The sequence below is a fragment of the Castellaniella sp. genome, assembly GCF_004321985.1.
GTDB lineage: Bacteria > Pseudomonadota > Gammaproteobacteria > Burkholderiales > Burkholderiaceae_B > Castellaniella.
In genome coordinates, this window is record NZ_SCQN01000005.1 from 32,541 (window position 1) to 50,553 (window position 18,013).

The 18,013-nt window shown below is 63.4% G+C and carries 14 protein-coding genes and 3 tRNA genes; 10 read left to right on the plus strand and 7 right to left on the minus strand.

From position 1 onward, the window contains the following. Position 1 precedes the first annotated feature (1 nt). The 3 genes from EPN31_RS00445 to dacB form a co-directional block, all read right to left on the minus strand. Positions 2-325 carry a YqjD family protein gene (locus EPN31_RS00445; RefSeq protein WP_291768053.1) on the minus strand — a complete coding sequence of 108 codons (324 nt, stop codon included), beginning with the start codon at positions 323-325 and terminating at the stop codon, positions 2-4. A 110-nt stretch (positions 326-435) separates the two neighbouring features. Continuing rightward, on the minus strand, positions 436-1,074 hold the full coding sequence (gene upp, locus EPN31_RS00450; RefSeq protein ID WP_291768054.1) for a uracil phosphoribosyltransferase: 639 nt from the start codon (positions 1,072-1,074) through the stop codon (positions 436-438). A gap of 134 nt (positions 1,075-1,208) precedes the next feature. Next, positions 1,209-2,633 carry a D-alanyl-D-alanine carboxypeptidase/D-alanyl-D-alanine-endopeptidase gene (gene dacB, locus EPN31_RS00455; RefSeq protein WP_291768138.1) on the minus strand — a complete coding sequence of 475 codons (1,425 nt, stop codon included), beginning with the start codon at positions 2,631-2,633 and terminating at the stop codon, positions 1,209-1,211. Between the two features lie 217 nt (positions 2,634-2,850). Here dacB and queA point away from each other — a divergent pair, with 217 nt between their 5' ends. From queA to lnt, 10 genes are all read left to right on the plus strand, one after another. After that, a complete protein-coding gene (gene queA, locus EPN31_RS00460) occupies positions 2,851-3,897 on the plus strand; it encodes a tRNA preQ1(34) S-adenosylmethionine ribosyltransferase-isomerase QueA (RefSeq protein ID WP_291768140.1) in 1,047 nt (348 codons plus the stop codon). Further along, a complete protein-coding gene (gene tgt, locus EPN31_RS00465; RefSeq protein ID WP_291768055.1) occupies positions 3,894-5,030 on the plus strand; it encodes a tRNA guanosine(34) transglycosylase Tgt in 1,137 nt (378 codons plus the stop codon). The genes queA and tgt overlap by 4 nt, the downstream gene beginning before the upstream one ends. A gap of 78 nt (positions 5,031-5,108) precedes the next feature. Further along, positions 5,109-5,453: a preprotein translocase subunit YajC gene (gene yajC, locus EPN31_RS00470; protein ID WP_291768056.1), complete on the plus strand. Its 345-nt coding sequence runs from the start codon at positions 5,109-5,111 to the stop codon at positions 5,451-5,453. A 55-nt stretch (positions 5,454-5,508) separates the two neighbouring features. Then, on the plus strand, positions 5,509-7,386 hold the full coding sequence (gene secD, locus EPN31_RS00475) for a protein translocase subunit SecD (protein ID WP_291768057.1): 1,878 nt from the start codon (positions 5,509-5,511) through the stop codon (positions 7,384-7,386). Between the two features lie 12 nt (positions 7,387-7,398). Next, a complete protein-coding gene (secF, locus tag EPN31_RS00480) occupies positions 7,399-8,334 on the plus strand; it encodes a protein translocase subunit SecF (protein ID WP_291768058.1) in 936 nt (311 codons plus the stop codon). A 721-nt stretch (positions 8,335-9,055) separates the two neighbouring features. Further along, on the plus strand, positions 9,056-10,525 hold the full coding sequence (gene miaB / locus EPN31_RS00485) for a tRNA (N6-isopentenyl adenosine(37)-C2)-methylthiotransferase MiaB (protein ID WP_291768059.1): 1,470 nt from the start codon (positions 9,056-9,058) through the stop codon (positions 10,523-10,525). Then, a complete protein-coding gene (locus EPN31_RS00490; RefSeq protein ID WP_291768060.1) occupies positions 10,522-11,547 on the plus strand; it encodes a PhoH family protein in 1,026 nt (341 codons plus the stop codon). The genes miaB and EPN31_RS00490 overlap by 4 nt, the downstream gene beginning before the upstream one ends. Then, positions 11,537-12,022, plus strand: a complete 486-nt coding sequence (gene ybeY, locus EPN31_RS00495) for an rRNA maturation RNase YbeY (protein WP_291768061.1) — start codon at positions 11,537-11,539, stop codon at positions 12,020-12,022. Before EPN31_RS00490 ends, ybeY begins: the two co-directional genes overlap by 11 nt. A 65-nt stretch (positions 12,023-12,087) precedes the next feature. Next, a complete protein-coding gene (locus tag EPN31_RS00500; RefSeq protein ID WP_291768062.1) occupies positions 12,088-12,981 on the plus strand; it encodes an HlyC/CorC family transporter in 894 nt (297 codons plus the stop codon). Beyond that, complete coding sequence (gene lnt / locus EPN31_RS00505) at positions 12,971-14,602, plus strand: apolipoprotein N-acyltransferase (RefSeq protein WP_291768063.1); 1,632 nt, start codon at positions 12,971-12,973, stop codon at positions 14,600-14,602. The genes EPN31_RS00500 and lnt overlap by 11 nt, the downstream gene beginning before the upstream one ends. Here the strand turns inward: lnt and EPN31_RS00510 are convergent. The 4 genes from EPN31_RS00510 to EPN31_RS00525 all read right to left on the minus strand — a co-directional run bounded on the left by EPN31_RS00510 (position 14,590) and on the right by EPN31_RS00525 (position 17,967). Further along, the gene (locus EPN31_RS00510; protein ID WP_291768064.1) at positions 14,590-17,475 is read right to left on the minus strand and encodes an EAL domain-containing protein; all 2,886 of its coding nucleotides are present in this window, start codon (positions 17,473-17,475) and stop codon (positions 14,590-14,592) included. The two genes, lnt and EPN31_RS00510, sit on opposite strands and share 13 nt — an antisense overlap. A gap of 222 nt (positions 17,476-17,697) precedes the next feature. After that, positions 17,698-17,774 (minus strand) — tRNA-Asp (locus EPN31_RS00515). 19 nt (positions 17,775-17,793) lie between these two features. Further along, positions 17,794-17,869, minus strand: a tRNA-Glu gene (locus tag EPN31_RS00520). Positions 17,870-17,891: 22 nt separating this feature from the next. Next, a tRNA-Ala gene (locus tag EPN31_RS00525) sits at positions 17,892-17,967 on the minus strand. Between the last annotated feature and the right edge of the window lie 46 nt (positions 17,968-18,013).

Here is an 18,013-nt window from a genome sequence, read left to right on the forward strand (position 1 = left end):
ATCAGCGCCGCGAAATCAGCGCGCCCAGGAGCAGGCCGGCTACCCCGGCGATCCCGACGGCCTTCCAGGGATTGGACTGCACATACTCATCCGTATCATGCGCAACCTTGCGCCCCTGCTCGATCAGATTTGCTTGCGTGTCGGCCAAGGCCTCGCGCCCTTGGTCCAGCGCCTGCAGCGCCCGGGCCCGGAGGTCGGCGGCCTTGTCGCCCGTCGTCTCCGCCGCCTCGCGCAGGAACTTCTCGGCCTCGTCCAGGCTGCTCTTGAGATCTTCGATCAGGGCGTCTCCAGCGGACTGGGTGGAAATGTTCTTACGAGTGGCCATGGGGTTCTCCCGTCGATGAGTCATGAACTCCATGCTAACTGAACGCGGTACGAATTTGAAGGCGGTATGAATCGTGCATCAAAAAATAACTGAAGTAGCCCGCCCGGGCGTCAGTCCGCCTTCTGGCGCGTCCCGAAGATCCGGTCGCCCGCGTCACCCAGGCCAGGGATGATGTAGCCATTCTCATTCAGATGATCGTCGATCGCAGCGGTATAAATGTGCACATCCGGGTGCGCCCGCTCGACCGCCGCGATCCCCTCGGGCGCGGCCACCAGCACCAGCGCCCGCACGTTGTGGCTGCCCGCTTGCTTGAGCATGTTGATCGCAGCGATCATGGACCCGCCCGTCGCCAGCATGGGGTCGATGATAAGGGCGAGCCGCTGATCGAGCTGGCCGACCAGCTTTTCCAGGTACGGTTGCGCCTGCAGGGTTTGTTCGTTGCGCGAAATGCCGACGGCGCTGACCTTGGCGCCCGGGATCAGGCTGAGCACACCATCCAGCATCCCGATTCCGGCCCGCAGGATCGGTACCACCGTCACCTTCTTGCCGGCGAGCTTTTCCACATCCAGCTCGCCCGCCCAGCCGGTAATGCGGACAGGCTCCAGCGGAAGATCCTGGGTTGCCTCGTAAGTCAGCAGCGCGCCCACTTCCTGGGCCATTTCACGAAAGTTCTTGGTACTCAGGTCGGCGCGTCTCATCAGACCCAGCTTGTGGCGGATGAGCGGGTGGCGAATTTCGTGGATGGGCATGGCAGCGGGATCTCGATCAAGGATGGCCGACAGTGTAACGCCCGGGCCAGGCCTGACGCGCCCAGGAAAACAACCGGGGCTGGCGCGGCCGCTGCGGCGGTCTCGATCAGCAGTGCCGCAGCAGCCAGCCAACGCTATTTGGAAGCCAGCCAGCGCACGATCGCATCATCGAAATTGCGCACTGCCCAAGAGCTGGGATCATTGACCAGGCTGACCAGAATGTAGCGTTTGCCGCTGGTCCCCCGCACGAACCCCGCCAGCGCGCGGGAATTGCGCAGCGTCCCTGTCTTCAGGTGTGCCTGACCGCGCGTGTCACCAGCGCGCAAACGTTTGCGTACCGTGCCGTCCACGCCCGAAATGGCCAGGGACGAAACGAATTCCGGCATGAGCGGCGAGCGCCAGATATTGTCATACATCTGGGCCAGGCCGTGTGCGGTCACACGTCCTTGGCGCGAAAGCCCGGATCCATTCACCAGCACCCAGCCAGTGGTATCCACCCCCTGATTCTTCATGACCTCGAGGACGGCCTGAGCACTGCTGGACAAGGTCGCCCCTGTCCCTTTCAGCTCCGCCCCCAGCGTCAGGAAGGTCATGCGGGCCATGACGTTATTGCTGTTCTTGTTGATCTGGCGGATCACGTCGGACAGCCAGGGCGAATCGTGCCAGACCAGGGTCTTTGCGCTGGAAGGCGCCTTGCCCGACACGAAGCCGCGCGCAATGGTGCCACCCAGTTCCTGCCAGAGCAGGCGGAACAGGCCTTCGAAGTGATCGGCCTGAGAGCCAATCAACCGGTAGTAGCTGAATTCCCCGCAGGCGCCTGCGACCTTGCCGCCTATATGGACGACCGCCTGATGATTCTGCACCTGGATATTGGCCATCACCGCCGGAGAGCTGGTGCAACGCCCATCCAGCCACTGCAACTGGCCTTCGATACGCACATTGCGGGTGGGGGGGTCCACGATGGGAATCCACTGGCGCGTCTGCACGTCGGGATAGAACAGGATACGGCTCGCGCCAAAACCTACCATCAAGGCGTCCGGACTGGCATTGTAGGGACTATCGGCAGCACCATCGAATTCGCCCGGATCGATGGTCACATCGCCGAACCGGCTGCGATCCACCACCACTTCTGACAGATTCTTGACGCCGCGCAAGCGCAGTTGGCGCAACAAGTCCCAAAGATCGTCCGGCCTGAAGTAAGGGTCGCCACCACCCACCACATAGAGCGGCCCCTGCAACGTACCCTGGGCGTCGACCCGGGCGCCGGAATCGCTCGCGAGCCGGGTCCGCCAAGCGTAGTCCGGCCCCAGCGCCGAGAGCGCCGACCAGGTGGTGACGGTCTTCATGACGGAGGCCGGGTTGCGTGGTACCTCGGCATTGACGCGGGCAATGACCGGTCCGCCAGCTTCACGGATTTCGAGGGACAGCGAAGAATCCGGCAGCTTCGTCGCCTTCCAGGCCTTCTGCAATTCCGGTGGCAGCGCCTGCGCAGCCACCGCCAGTGAAGCCATGCCCAGCAAGGCCCCGGCCGCCCAGTGCGCGCAACGCCACAGCAGCATCGATCGGCCAGGCCGCAAGCGCCGCCCTTCGTTGAAATCCCGTCGGCGGATCGCCCGCCACCATCCTGCACCTTCCATACTGCCGCCCGACAAAAAAACACCAGCATAATCCAAAGCGGCACTTCCTCAGAAGTGCTCGGCAATCGCCGCGCTAAAATAGCCCGCTCAAACCGTCATCCGGCCCACTCGGGCCATCGAATCTCCCGTGCCCCAACCCATGGATATCTCGCAGTTCGACTACGAACTGCCGCCTGAACTCATTGCCCAGCACCCGGCCGAGCGCCGCGACGCCAGCCGCCTGCTGCATCTGGACGCCGCCGGCGGGCTGCACGACCTCCATTTCACGGACCTGCCCGGCCTGCTGCGCGCCGGCGACCTGCTGGTGTTCAACAATACCCGCGTCATCAAGGCGCGTCTGCGCGGCCGCAAGGAAACCGGCGGCCAAGTCGAAGTCCTCGTCGAACGCATCCTGGCTCCGACCCGGGCGCTGGTCCACCTGCGCTCCAGCAAATCACCGCACGCCGGCACGCGCCTGCTGCTGGCGGATGGTGCCATCCAGGCCGAGGTGCTGGGCCGTCAGGGTGAACTGTTCGAACTGTCGTTCCCGTCGCCGCTGCTGAACCTGCTGGAGCAGTATGGCGACGTTCCGCTGCCGCCCTACATCACCCATGCTCCCGCCGCCGAAGACGAGTCGCGCTACCAGACCGTCTATGCCGAGAAGCCGGGTGCGGTCGCTGCGCCCACTGCGGGACTGCACTTCGACCAAGCCATGCTGGACCGCCTGAAGACCCAGGACATCGGCGAGGCCTTCGTCACCCTGCACGTGGGGGCGGGGACCTTCCAGCCCGTACGTGTGACCAACATCAGCGAACACGTCATGCACTCGGAGCGCTACGTCGTACCGGAATCGGTGTTTGCCCAGATACACGAAACCCGAGCCCGGGGAGGCCGCGTCATCGCCGTAGGCACCACCAGCGTGCGCTCGCTGGAAGCGGCCGCCCACGAGGGCGATGGTGTGCACACCTGTGAGGGCGACACACGCTTGTTCATCACCCCAGGCTACACGTTCCAGAACGTGGACGCCCTGATCACCAATTTCCACTTGCCCCAATCCACGCTGCTCATGCTGGTCTCGGCCCTGGCCGGGATGGAGCCCATCCGCCGCGCCTACGCGCACGCCGTTCAATCCCGCTACCGCTTCTTCAGCTACGGCGACGCCATGTTCATCGAGGCCGCCAAGGCCGCCTCGAGCCCAACTTCATGACCGGACTGCACTTCGAACTGCTGCACACCGACGGGGCCGCGCGACGTGGCTGCCTGACGCTGAACCACGGCACGATCCAGACTCCGATCTTCATGCCGGTGGGGACCTACGGCAGTGTGAAAGCCATGCTGCCCGACGAACTCGAATCCATCGGCGCGCAAATCGTGCTGGGCAACACCTTCCACCTGTGGCTGCGCCCTGGTACAGAGGTGCTGGACGCACACGGCGGACTGCACGGCTTCATGCAATGGCCGCGCCCGATTTTGACCGACTCGGGCGGATTCCAGGTGTTCAGCCTGAACGGCATGCGCAAGATCACCGAGGAAGGCGTGAAATTCGCCTCACCCATAGACGGTTCGCGCCTGTTTCTCTCACCCGAGGAGTCCATGCGCATCCAGCACAGCCTGAACTCCGACATCGCCATGGTGCTGGACGAATGCACCCCCTATCAGATCAGCGGACGCCCGGCCACGCATGAGGAGGCGGCCACCTCCATGCGCATGTCACTGCGGTGGGCGCGCCGTTCCCGCACCGCGTTCCAGGAGCGGCAGAACCCCAACGCGCTGTTCGGCATCATCCAGGGGGGCATGTATGAAGACTTGCGCGACGAATCCCTCGCCGGCCTGACGGACATCGGCTTCGAGGGCTACGCCATCGGCGGCCTGTCCGTGGGCGAACCGAAGGAAGACATGATGCGCATGCTGGCCCACGTCACGCCACGCATGCCAGCGCAGGCCCCACGCTACCTGATGGGAGTGGGCACGCCCGAGGATCTGGTCGAAGGCGTGCGCACGGGCGTGGATATGTTCGACTGCGTCATGCCAACGCGCAATGCCCGCAACGGCTGGCTGTTCACCCGGCACGGCGACATCAAGATCCGCAATGCCCGTTACCGGAACGACACCCGTCCGCTGGATCCCTCCTGCGCCTGCCATACCTGCCGGCATTTCTCGCGCGCCTACCTGCACCACCTGCAACGGGTCGGCGAGATCACCGGCGCGCGCCTGAATACGCTGCACAACCTGCACTTCTACCTGAACCTGATGACAGAGATGCGCACGGCCATCGAGAACGACCGGTTCGAGACCTGGCGCGCACAATTTCAGGTGGATCGCGCCAGCGGCATCAGTTGACGCGCATTCGCCAATATCTCGCTACAATTAAAAGTTAACTTCCCACCATTTCATGATCGATTTTCTTCAGGAGCCTTCATGTCCGTGCTCGACACCCTAACCCTGATGCCAGCCCAGGCGGCTGGTGGCGAACCCAATGCGCTGATGAGCATGCTGCCCATCATCCTCATGTTCGTCATCCTGTACTTCCTGATGATCCGCCCACAGATGAAGCGGCAGAAGGACCACAAGAAGATGGTGGAGACCCTGTCCAAAGGCGACGAGGTCATCCTGTCGGGCGGAATCCTCGGCAAGATCAGCAAGGTGAGCGACAACTACGTCACCCTGGAGATCGCGCAGGCGGGCGACAAGCCCATCGAAACCATCGTGCAGCGCAGCGCGGTGACCTCCGTACTTCCCAAGGGCACCATCAAGTCGCTCTGATCCGGCGCGGGCGCCCCCAGGCGCCGCGCTCTCACTTGTCCGTCCCTGGTCGACCATGAACCGCTATCCCATCTGGAAATACCTCATCGTCCTGGCTGCCCTGCTGATTGGCGCGCTGTACGCGCTGCCCAATCTGTTTGGCGAATCTCCCGCCGTCCAGGTCGCGGGCGCCAAGGCGACCGTGAAGGTCGATCAGGACACGCTGGTACGCGCCGAGCAGATCCTCAATCAGGCCCATATTCCATCTACCGCCAGTTCGATGGAAATGAACGGCCCGGTCGGCACCGTGCGGTTCCGCTTCGACTCCACGGACACGCAGCTCAAGGCGAAAGACGAGCTGGAAAAGGCGCTGAACGCCGATCCGAAGAACCCTGACTACACGGTCGCGCTCAACCTCATGTCGGCCTCTCCCAATTGGCTGACTGCGCTGGGCGCCAATCCCATGTATCTGGGGCTGGACCTGCGCGGCGGGGTGCACTTCCTGCTTCAGGTCGATATGAACGGAGCCCTGACGGGCCGGTATGACTCCATGGCGGGCGAAGCACGCACCGCCTTGCGCGACGCGAAGGTCAAGTTCGACGACGTGGAGCGCAGCCAGATGTCGGTGCGCGCAACATTCGCCACCGAAGAGGCCCGCGGCGCGGCGACCGACGCACTGCGCCGTGCCATCCCCGAGCTGGTCTTTACGCCGGGCCGGGCGGGCGATCAGTGGCTGCTGGACGGCAAACTCAGCGATTCGGCCATCACACAGGTCGAAGGCAACGCACTGAAACAGAACATCCAGACCCTGCACAACCGCATCAATGAACTGGGGGTGGCCGAGCCGGTGATCCAGCAACAAGGAGCGGACCGCATCGTGGTCGAGCTGCCCGGCGTGCAGGACATCGCAAAGGCCAAGGAAATCCTGGGCCGCACGGCGACGCTGGAAATTCATATGGTGGACGACTCGCCCGCCGCCATGGCCTCCCTGGCTCAGGGCAAGGTCCCGTTCGGCCTGGTCCAATACAAAGACACCAACGGCCAGCCCCTGCTGCTGCGCCGCCAAGTCATTCTGACGGGCGAAAACCTGCAGGATGCCCAGCCAGGACGCGATCAGCAGACGCAGGAACCCACCGTCAACCTGACGTTGGACTCCAAGGGCGCGCGGATCTTTCGCGACGTCACACGCGACAACATTGGCAAGCGCATGGCCATCGTGCTGATTGAAAACGGCAAGGGCCAGGTCGTGACCGCTCCGGTGATCCGCTCCGAAATCCCCGGCGGCCATGTGCAAATTTCAGGCAGCATGACGGCCCAGGAAGCCGCCGACGTTTCGCTGCTGCTGCGCGCCGGGGCGCTCGCCGCTCCGATGCACATCATCGAGGAACGGACCATCGGCCCCAGCCTGGGAGCCGCCAATATCAGACAGGGGTTTGAGTCGACGCTGTATGGCTTCATGGCCATCGCTGTCTTCATCATTCTCTACTATCACCTGTTCGGGGTGTTCTCCACGCTGGGCCTGTCGTTCAACGTGCTGCTGGTGGTTGCCATCCTCTCCATGCTGCAGGCCACGCTGACCCTGCCTGGCATCGCGGCCATGGCGCTGACCTTGGGCATGGCGATCGACGCCAACGTGCTGATCAATGAACGCATCCGTGAAGAGCTGCGGGAAGGCTACTCGCCGCAACAGGCCATCCACTTGGGATTTGAACGTGCCTGGGTGACGATTTTCGATTCCAACCTGACCAGCTTGATCGTCGGGGTCGCCCTGCTCGCCTTTGGGACCGGGCCGGTGCGGGGCTTCGCCGTCGTCCACGTGATCGGCCTGCTGACCTCGATGTTCACCTCGGTCGTGGGCGTGCGTGCCCTGGCTAACCTGTACTACGGGCGCAAGCGCAAGCTCAAGGCGATCTCCATCGGTACGGTGTGGCACCCCAACAAGCAGCAGAATTGAGCAGGACGCATCATGGAATTCTTCCGCATCCACAAGACCATCCCGTTCATGCGCCCGGCGCTGGTGCTGAACATCATCAGTCTGATCACGTTCCTGCTGGCCGTATTCTTCATCGCCACACGCGGCTTTCAACTGTCAATCGAATTCACCGGCGGCACGGTGATGGAAATGCACTACGAGCAGGCGGCGCCAGTCGACGACATCCGCTCCGCCGTGGACGCGCTGGGCTACAAGGACTTCCAGGTCCAGAACTTCGGCACATCCAAGGACGTGATGATCCGTCTGCCGGTACGAGCCGGCCAAGACACGGCCGCTCAAAGCCAGACCGTCCTGAAGGAACTGCAGAAGGCGCATCCCCAGGTGAAGCTGCAGCGGGTGGAGTTCGTGGGCCCGCAGGTCGGACAGGAACTGCTGCACAACGCCCTGAAGGCGCTTGCGTTCTGCGTGATCGGCATTCTGCTCTATCTGGCCGTGCGATTCGAATGGAAGCTCGCCGCATCATGCGCCATCGCGAACCTGCACGACGTGGTGATCATCCTGGGATTCTTCTCCTTCTTCCAGTGGGAGTTCTCGCTGTCGGTGCTGGCGGGGGTACTGGCCGTGCTGGGCTACTCGGTGAATGAATCCGTGGTGGTGATGGACCGGATCCGTGAAAACTTCCGCAAGCAGCGCAAGGCGCCAGTGCGCGACATCATCGACGCGGCCATCACGCAGAACATTTCGCGGACGATCATCACCCACGGTTCGACCCAGATGATGGTGCTGTCGATGTTCTTCTTCGGCGGGCCGACGCTGCACAACTTTTCGCTGGCGCTGACGATCGGGATCTGGTTCGGGATCTACTCGTCGGTGTTCGTGGCGGCCGCGCTGTCGATGTGGATGGGGATCAAACGGGAAGATCTGGTGAAGCACGTGAAGAAGGACGGGCCGGAAGTCGAGCTCGGCTGATCGGCTTCATTCACTGGAGCACAGCTCTTTCTTATGTGAGATCGGGCCGGGGTACAAATGGGGATGCGCCCTACCCGGCGGTCTTCCCTTCGGTCAGACTTCCCGGTCCTTCCTCGTACAGCCGGGCGTTCACATCCGAGCAGGGTCGGATGTGAACGAATTCCCCGGCTTCCCTTCGGAAGCCACCGGCGCCTCCACGGTTGCATCCCCATTTGTACCCCGGCCCTCTTCTTGTAGGGTGGGTCAGCAAAATCACTGTGGTATCGAGTCGGAAAGATCCCGCCCCCGCCCCTGCATCTGTCTATGCCTTGTTCCCCGGTGTTGGGTGCGAACTTATGCTTAGCTGTTAGCGCCACAGAACATCCTTTACCCTTGCCACCGCATCTTGGAAATCTCGAGGGACGCAGTGGGGTGGTGGATGGGGTGCCGGGTCGACCGTGGAGGCGCCGGTGGCTTCCGAAGGGAGTGCGGGGAATTCGTCGCCATCCGACCCTGCTCGGATGGCGACGCCCGCGCGGACGAGGAAGGACCGGAAAGTCCGACCGCAGGGAGGACCGCCGAGTAGGGAGAACCGGCAACCCATCCACCATCCCGCGTCTCAAGAACTCAAACCCCGGCCCCTCAACCGAAGATAGAGTCCTCCCAACGAACCCAGTACAATAACCAGTTCCCATAAAGCCCACACCGCCCCCGGGATATAAACCCGTCACCGGCACTCCCCATGCAAGAAACCACCGCGCACCGCCCCGGCGTCATCCACCACGCACCCGTCGCCGCGCTTACTCCGGAATCCGAAATCGCGGCTATCGCCAAAGCCCTGCAGCCCACTGAACCCGGTGAGCACAAGAAACTCTTCATCCGCACCTTCGGCTGCCAGATGAACGAGTACGACTCGGAAAAGATGGCCGATATCCTGCAGGCCACCGAAGGCGTAGAACTCACCCAGACGCCGGAGGACGCCGACATCATCCTCTTCAACACCTGTTCCGTGCGCGAAAAGGCTCAGGAAAAGGTGTTCTCGGATCTCGGGCGTGTGCAGCACCTGAAGGACAGCAACCCCGACCTGCTGATCGGCGTCGGTGGCTGCGTAGCCAGCCAGGAAGGCGAAGCCATCGTGCGACGCGCCCCTTACGTGGACGTGGTGTTCGGCCCGCAGACCCTGCACCGGCTGCCGGAGCTCATCGACCGCCGCCGACAGACGGGTCAGTCGCAGATCGACGTCTCGTTCCCGGCCATCGAAAAGTTCGACGCGCTGCCGCCGGCCCACGTCAACGGACCCACGGCCTTTGTCTCCATCATGGAAGGCTGCAGCAAATACTGCAGCTTCTGCGTGGTGCCCTACACCCGCGGCCCGGAGGTCTCCCGGCCCTTCGACGACGTACTGACCGAAGTCGCCGATCTGGCTGACCAGGGCGTGCGCGAGGTCACTCTGCTGGGACAGAACGTCAATGCCTACCGGGGAGCCACCGGGGATTCAGGCGAAGTTGCCGACTTCGCCATGCTGCTGGATTACGTGCACGACATCCCGGGTATCGAGCGCATCCGCTACACCACTTCGCACCCCAAGGAAATGACGGCGCGCCTGATCGAGGCCCACGGCCGGCTGCCCAAGCTAGTGCCCTTCCTGCATCTGCCAGTCCAGGCTGGCAGCGACCGCGTGCTGGGTGCCATGAAGCGCGGGTACACGGTGCTGGAATATAAATCCATCATTCGCCGGCTGCGCGCCACTCGGCCGGACATGACGTTTTCGTCGGACTTCATCGTGGGCTTCCCTGTCGAGACCGAGCCCGACTTCCAGAAGACGATGGATCTGGTGCGCGACGTGGGTTTCGACCAGTCATTTTCCTTCGTTTATTCGCCGCGTCCGGGTACGCCGGCCGCTCTGCTGGTGGACTACACGCCCCAGGAAGTCAAGCTGGACCGGCTGCACCGGCTGCAATCGCTGATCAATGACCAGGCCGGCGCGATCAGCCAAGCCATGGTGGGCAGCGTGCAGCGGCTGCTGGTGGAAGGCCCGTCGAAAAAGGATCCACACGATATGAAAGGCCGCACCGAAAACAACCGCATCGTGAACTTTGCAGGTGAACCGCGTCTGATCGGACAAATGGTGGACGTGCGTATCACTGCGGCGCTCACCAACACGCTGCGCGGCGAGGTACTGACGCGCGACTCCGTGCAGATTCCAGCATGAACGGCGATTCTCGGGAAAAACCGCGCACGGCAGCCGCACATACCCGGCCCGTCACATTGCAGCTTGCCGGCAGCAACACGCAGCTGGCCAACCTGTGCGGTCCTCTGGACGAAAACCTGCGACAGATCGGCCAGGCCTACGGCACGGGAATCAGCCGTCGAGGCAGCCACGTCAGCATTCGGGGGCCGCAGGCCCGCCGCACAGCCGACGCGCTGCGCTGGTTCCATGATCGGGCCGCCAACACACCCTTGTCACTGGAAACCCTGCAGCTTGGCCTGGTCGAACTGGGGGCTCAGCCGGACGCAGCCGTTCGTGCCAGATCCGATCTGCCCGATCCACCGCCAGTGGACGACGCGAGCCTGCACCTGCACACCCGCAAGCCTGATCTGCGGCCCCGTACGCCCCGCCAGCGCGACTACCTGAACGCCATCCTGAAACACGACGTCACCTTTGGCGTCGGGCCGGCCGGCACGGGCAAGACGTGGCTGGCCGTCGCCTGCGCCATCGACGCACTGGAGCGCGAAACGGTCTCCCGTCTGGTGCTCACTCGTCCGGCAGTGGAAGCGGGCGAACGCCTGGGTTTCCTACCCGGTGACCTGGTCCAGAAGGTGGACCCCTACCTGCGGCCGCTGTATGACGCCCTGTACGACCTGATGGGGTTCGAGCGCACGCAGCACCTCTTCGAGAAGCAGACCATCGAGATCGCACCGCTGGCCTACATGCGCGGCCGCACGCTCAACCAGGCGTTCATCATCCTGGACGAGGCGCAAAACACGACGCCCGAGCAGATGAAGATGTTCCTGACCCGAATCGGCTTTGGCAGCAAGGCGGTGATCAACGGCGACCCATCTCAGGTGGATCTGCCCAAGAGCCAACAAAGCGGGCTGCTGCATGCGCTGGATGTACTGGACGGGGTACCCGGAATCGCCCAGACGCGATTCACCAGCCGCGACGTGGTGCGCCATCCACTGGTAGCCCGCATCGTGGATGCCTATGAAAAGGCCGGCGACCATGTATCCTGACTTTTCGCTATCCGTTCAGTACGCCGTCGCCGCGCCCGACCTCCCCCGCTGGCGCCTGCGCCGCTGGGTTGGGCAGGCGCTGGAGCAGGCCCTGGTGACACCCGATCCCCGCGCCGGCCAGCCTGTGGCACTGACGTTGCGCATCGTGGACGCCGACGAGGGCCGCGCGCTGAACGCAAGCTACCGGCAGCGCGATTACGCGACCAACGTCTTGACATTCGAATATGGCGAAACCCCGGACGGCCTGATCAGCGGCGACATCGTGCTGTGCCTCCCCGTGCTGGTACGCGAGGCCGCCGAGCAGCACAAACCACTGCCGCACCACGCAGCCCACCTGGTCACCCACGGCGTGCTGCACGCCCTGGGGTGGGACCACATCGTGCCTGACGAAGCCGAGCGCATGGAAGCGCTGGAGACCCGCATTCTCGCCGCACAACACATCCCCGACCCTTACCGGGTGGGGTCCCAGACCTGACGCCGCCACAGATTCTCCGGCGTTATCGGTTATGCTAAGAAATCCAGACACTCGTCCATCGGACAATGCCAGACCCCCATTCCGACACTGAGCCCCGACCTGAACCGCCGGCGCCCAAATCCCTGTTCTCCAGACTGAAGTCCCTCCTGCGGCCCAACCCACCCACCGGCCGCGCAGAAATCAGGGCAGTACTCGAGGCCGCACACGATCACTCCATCCTGGACGGAGAATCGTACGCGATGATCTCCGGGGCATTGACCGTCGCCGACAAGACCGTCGCCGACATCATGGTCTCGCGTTCGCGCATGGACATGCTGGACATCTCGCGACCGCTGGCCGACCTGATGCCAGAGATCACCGACACCGGACACTCCCGGTTTCCCGTCTACGAAGGCGATCGGGACAACATCGTCGGGGTGCTGCTTACCAAAGACCTGCTGCTCGCCCTGTCGGACCATGCGCTGAACATCCGCACCCTGATCCGGCCGGCCGTCTTCATCCCCGAGACGAAACGACTGAACGAACTGCTGCACGACTTCCGCATGAGCCGCAACCACCTCGCCATCGTCGTGGACGAGCACGGCGGCATCAGCGGCCTGGTGACCATGGAAGACGTGCTGGAGCAGATCGTCGGCGACATCGAGGATGAATTCGACGACACGGACGAAAAGACGATCTTCCGCACCGGCGAGAACAGCTGGCGTGCCATGGGCACCACCGAGATCGACGACTTCAACGAGACCTTCGGGGTGCACCTTCCGGACCAGGACTGTGACACGCTGAACGGTTGGCTGGCGGCGGAAATCGGCCACATCCCGCGCCGCGGCGAACGCCTGGAATCCCAGGGACTGGCCTTCACCGTCGTGGGCGCCGACGGCAAGCGGGCACGCTGGTTGCACGTCCAGCGGCTGGAATCCCCATCGCCCACCACCCCTCCTGCACAAGACGATGCCGCCTGACCACCGGAGGGGCTGGCGTCACTGGCTGGTCATCCTGCTGGCCGGTGGCATCCAGGCGCTGTGCTTTGCGCCCGGGCCTTTGCCCGAATGGAGCCTGCCGTTCGTTCAGATCGGCTCCCTGGCGGTCCTGGCTGCTTGCACCTGGGGTGCGGAACGCGTCCGGGCAGCCGCACTGGATGGCTGGCTGTTCGGTCTGGCCCAGTTTACCGTCGGCGTCTACTGGCTCACGATCAGCATGCACACGTTCGGCGGACTGGCCCTTCCGCTTGCCGTGGCAGCCCTGCTGCTGTTTGCGGCCGCCATCGCCCTCTATTCCGCTGCAGCCTGTGCCCTCAGCGCCTGGCTGTGCGCCGCCTGGCGGTCCCCACACCAGTACGCCCGCCGGCAGATCCTGAATGCGCTGGTCTGGGCCTCGTCCTGGACACTGTTCGAATGGCTGCGCGGCACTCTGTTCACCGGCTTCACCTGGCTGGACGCCGGCTATGCGCACGCCGAAGGCATGTTCGCTGCCTGGGCCCCGGTGGTCGGCGTCTACGGTCTGAGCTGGCTGGCGGCATTCTCGGCCGCCGCTGTGGCGCTCATGGCACGGGCCAAGGACAGCGCCCCCTACGACCGCAGCGCGGCCGCAGTCGTCGCACTGGCGCTGGTCTGCGGTCTGGCCGGCATCGCCGGCCAGCATATCCAGTGGTCCAGCCCGCTGGGGTCACCGCTGATGGTGCGTCTGGTGCAACCTGCCACGCCCCAGTCGGAAAAATTCGATCCACGGCAATTCGAAGCGGCCATCACCCGTACGCTGCGCCTGGCTGACCTGCCAGCGAAGGACAAGGCGGACCATCCAGCGCTGATCGTCTTCCCTGAAACCGTGATGCCGATCTTCCAGGACGAAATCCCGCCCGAGATATGGTCACGCTGGCAGGCAGTGGCGCAACACCAGCAAGCCACACTGCTCATGGGCATCCCGCTGCATAGTCGATCGTCCGTGGGCGACCGGTACACGAACGGCGCCATCGCCCTGCCCCCTGGCAACGCTTCATTCCCGGGCACACCCGCACCCTGGCACTACGACAAGCACCATCTGGTTCCATTCGGCGAATTCATCCCACCCGGATTCCGCTGGTTCGTCCATGCAATGCAGATTCCGTTGGGCGACTTCAACCGAGGCTCGCTGGTCCAACCGCCGCTTCGACTGGCCGGACAGGCCCTCGCGGTGGACATCTGCTATGAGGACACCTTCGGCGAGCAGATTGCGGCACATGTGGCTCCAGGCCCGGACGGGACTGCAGGCGCCAGCATCCTGGTGAACATCAGCAATCTGGCCTGGTTCGGCGACTCCTGGGCACTGCGCCAGCATCTGTGGATGGCCCGCATGCGTGCGCTGGAAACGGCACGCCCGCTGGTGGCGGCCACCAACACCGGCATGACGGCCGCCCTGGACCCGTACGGTCAGGTGCGCGGCATGCTGGACGCCGGAACACCGGGAGTACTGGACGTCGAGGTCCTGGGAACCCAGGGACTGACCCCCTATGTGCGCTGGCGCAACGCCCCCATATTGATCTGGCTGGCCTTGTGGCTGGCCATCGGGATTGGATGGCGGACCAGCCATCGTCCTCAGGGGCGCTGAACCGAATCACGCAGGCGCTGTTCGAAAACGTCCTGGTCCAGCGGCTCATCGAACCAGTAACCCTGGCCCGCATCGCACCCAGCACCCAGCAGGAACTCGTACTGCTCGCGCACGGTGACCCCCTCTGCGACGACCGACAGCCCCAGTCGATGGGCCAATTCGATGATGGATTCGAAAACCACGGGCGCGTGGCCGCCGGCCAGCAACTGTTCGGTCGCCTCACGCTCGAGCTTGAGCGTCTCGAAAGGTTGCTGCGGCATCGCCAGGAGCGCGGACATCCCCAGTGACACCGCACCGACGCTGAAACGTATGCCTGCGGCACTCATGCGCTGCAGGCGCGCACGAACTTCCGCATCCATATTCAGGAACAGGTGTTCACTGCATTCCAGCGACAGACAATCGGGGGGCAAACCGTGCGAATGCAGGAGGTCCAGCATGACCTGAAGATCGATCTTGTCCTCGGACAACTGTCCGGGAGACACATTCATGGTCAGTCGAAGCTCCGGCGACAGCGCACGCCATTCGGCGAGCTGGCGGGCGGCTTGCGCGAACACCCAGTCACTGAGCGGCCGGATCAGGTGACGCTCCTCGGCATAGGGAATGAAATCAAGCGGACTGATGATGCCGAATTCGGGGTGGCGCCAGCGCAGCAGGATCTCGGCGCGGACGATGTGACGGGTGTGGAAGGAATAGATGGGCTGATAGAGCAGGAAGAACTGGCCCGCAGCGATGGCCTGCGGCAGCGCATACAGCAGGTCGCGCTGCATGCGCACCCGCTCGCGCATGCTCACGTCAAAATAACGATACCCATTGCGGCCCGACTCCTTGGCCACATACATGGCCATATCCACGTGGCGCAACAGCATCTCGGCACTATCGGCATCGCGCGGGTACAGCGCCACTCCCAGGCTGGCCGAGATGTGCAGGGTCTTGCCACCGAGCAAATATGGTTGGGTGATACGCGCCAGGATATCTTCGCACAGCGCATCGATCTGCACACGGTCAGGCGCATCGCGCACGAGGACGACGAACTCGTCGCCACCCAGCCGCGCCACGAAACAGGCGTCTCCGGTCGCGCTGGCACGCAGACGCTGGGCGACTTCGACCAGTAACTGATCGCCCACCGCGTGCCCCATGGAGTCGTTGATCTCCTTGAACAGATCCAGGTCCAGAAACAGCAGCGCCAGCGGCTGATGTGTGCTATCGGAAGCCTCGACGGACGTCTGCAGGCGCTCGTTGAAATACTGCCGGTTGGGAAGGCCCGTCAGCGGATCGTGATGCGCCTGGTTCCAGATCTGCGCCTCGACCTGCTTCTTCTGCGTCACGTCGCTGAGCATGGCCACCCGGCAATTGATGGACCCATCATGATTCCAGGCAGTGTCCATGACCACGCGCTCGGCATATTCCTCGCCCGATTTCCGCTGCCCCCAGTATTCGCCTTCCCAGCGCCCCTTGGTGTTGATGGCGTGCCACATCTCGTCATAGAACTCGCGGTTGTGCCGCCCCGACCGCAACAGCGGGAGCATCTCGCCGGCCACTTCATCCGACCAGTACCCGCTCATGCGTGAATAGGCCGGATTGACGTCGATGATGACGCCGCTCGCGTCCGTGATTGCAATGGCCTCACTGCTGTTTTCGTAAGCAATCGCCGCCAGTTGGGCCGAGGCTTCCGCCTGCTTGCGCTCAGTCACGTCCTGGACCAGACCGATGATGGACACCTTGCCATCGACCGCGATGGCTGTGCCGAACACTTCGATATCGACCACGGTGCCGTCCTTGCGCCGCCCATGGTGCTCGAAGCGCAGGGTCCCGTCCTGGCGCGACTGGCTGGCCTTGATCGCCTCGGCAACCAGATAACGCTCCCGAGGCACGATAATGCTCAGGAGCGGCATGGACCCCGCCATCTCCGTGACCTCATAGCCAAAGATTTCAGCCATTTTCTGGCTGACGAAACTGAAGTGCTCTCCTTCGACCAGGAAGATCCCCACCAACGAATTCAGCGCCAGCCCTCGGAAAATGATGCCGGAGCGCTCCAGGCCCGCCTGATCCTCGCGGATCTTGTCCGACAGGCTGCGCAACTGTTCAGAGCCCGCATTGAAGGCACGCGCCACCAGGCCGAGTTCACCGGCACCCATGACGCGCACACGGGCGTCATAGTTCCCCTGAACCCAGCCGGCGCTGGCCTCGCACAGCTCACGCAATGGGTGCACCAGATAGCGCTGCAGCCACAGGAATAGAAACAGCAGCAAGGCCAGATCGGCCACCGCAAGCCCCAGCCCGAGGCTGACCGCGCGCTCCTTGGTGTCCAGCAACTGGGGGACCAGCACGTCTGAACATGCGTTCAGGATATTAAGCAGGTTTTTCGCATCATCCGCCATCCATTGGCGCTGGAGGACCTGGGGCGCATCCATCGGGTCATTCGCGCTGCTCTCCTGTGTATAGGAGCCCAGGATCACTGCCTGGAGGCGGCCCCGCATGATCTTCCAGTTGCGCCGGATCTGAGGCAGGAAATCCCGCGCCTGTGGCTGCGAGATCGGCGGGACCTCTTGGCCCGCCACCACGCCGCCCTGATCCAGGGCCTGCAGGGCGTTCTCCACGATGTCGATGTCCTGGCTGAGCGTGGCTGTCTGGATGTAGGACCCGTCGGCCAGTCGCATGGCCTGAACGGCCAGTCGCTGGCTCAGCGTGCGGACGTCGTCGAGCGTCGAGATCTGCCGAATGGAGGCCTCGTACCCCGACATCAGAGAATACACGACCACCGCGTTGCCCAATACGAAGACCAGCATCGCCAGGAAGAACACGGCAGACATGACCCCCAGCCCGAACGCATCACGCAGTGCAGACCAGGATGCCCGCAAAGATTGTGAGTTCATGCTGCGCCTGTCAGTGGAAACAACGGCGACCCCCGTGCCTTTGCACGCAGCACGACGCGCCGGAGCTTATATTAGCGGATCACCCGGCGAACCCACACTTACAAAAGCCGGATTTCAGGGTCGGAGATCGGGCTTTTGAAAATCGGCGGGGGTACGTGGAACTGGCCCAAAAACAAAAAACCCTGCCATCAGATGATCGGCAAGGCGTTTTGAATCGGAATTTGGCGGAGCGGACGGGGCTCGAACCCGCGACCCCCGGCGTGACAGGCCGGTATTCTAACCAACTGAACTACCGCTCCGCAGCGGTCCAGGTCTCCCTGGCGTCCCCTAGGGGATTCGAACCCCTGTACTCACCGTGAAAGGGTGATGTCCTAGGCCTCTAGACGAAGGGGACCGGACATTCAATGATGGAAATTTGGTGGAGGTAAGCGGGATCGAACCGCTGACCTCTTGCATGCCATGCAAGCGCTCTCCCAGCTGAGCTATACCCCCAGACAGCTTCTCCATCACTGAAGAAGCGAAATTATGCATGAATTCT

Excerpts from the sequence above, each read along its gene's own strand:
- EPN31_RS00490 (WP_291768060.1), top strand. The coding sequence starts at position 10,522 with ATGAACGGCGATTCTCGGGAAAAACCGCGCACGGCAGCCGCACATACC.
- secD (WP_291768057.1), top strand. The coding sequence starts at position 5,509 with ATGAACCGCTATCCCATCTGGAAATACCTCATCGTCCTGGCTGCCCTG.
- ybeY (WP_291768061.1), top strand. The coding sequence starts at position 11,537 with ATGTATCCTGACTTTTCGCTATCCGTTCAGTACGCCGTCGCCGCGCCC.
- EPN31_RS00500 (WP_291768062.1), top strand. The coding sequence starts at position 12,088 with ATGCCAGACCCCCATTCCGACACTGAGCCCCGACCTGAACCGCCGGCG.
- EPN31_RS00510 (WP_291768064.1), bottom strand. The coding sequence starts at position 17,475 with ATGAACTCACAATCTTTGCGGGCATCCTGGTCTGCACTGCGTGATGCG.
- yajC (WP_291768056.1), top strand. The coding sequence starts at position 5,109 with ATGTCCGTGCTCGACACCCTAACCCTGATGCCAGCCCAGGCGGCTGGT.
- miaB (WP_291768059.1), top strand. The coding sequence starts at position 9,056 with ATGCAAGAAACCACCGCGCACCGCCCCGGCGTCATCCACCACGCACCC.
- dacB (WP_291768138.1), bottom strand. The coding sequence starts at position 2,633 with ATGCTGCTGTGGCGTTGCGCGCACTGGGCGGCCGGGGCCTTGCTGGGC.
- secF (WP_291768058.1), top strand. The coding sequence starts at position 7,399 with ATGGAATTCTTCCGCATCCACAAGACCATCCCGTTCATGCGCCCGGCG.
- queA (WP_291768140.1), top strand. The coding sequence starts at position 2,851 with ATGGATATCTCGCAGTTCGACTACGAACTGCCGCCTGAACTCATTGCC.
- EPN31_RS00445 (WP_291768053.1), bottom strand. The coding sequence starts at position 325 with ATGGCCACTCGTAAGAACATTTCCACCCAGTCCGCTGGAGACGCCCTG.
- lnt (WP_291768063.1), top strand. The coding sequence starts at position 12,971 with ATGCCGCCTGACCACCGGAGGGGCTGGCGTCACTGGCTGGTCATCCTG.
- upp (WP_291768054.1), bottom strand. The coding sequence starts at position 1,074 with ATGCCCATCCACGAAATTCGCCACCCGCTCATCCGCCACAAGCTGGGT.
- tgt (WP_291768055.1), top strand. The coding sequence starts at position 3,894 with ATGACCGGACTGCACTTCGAACTGCTGCACACCGACGGGGCCGCGCGA.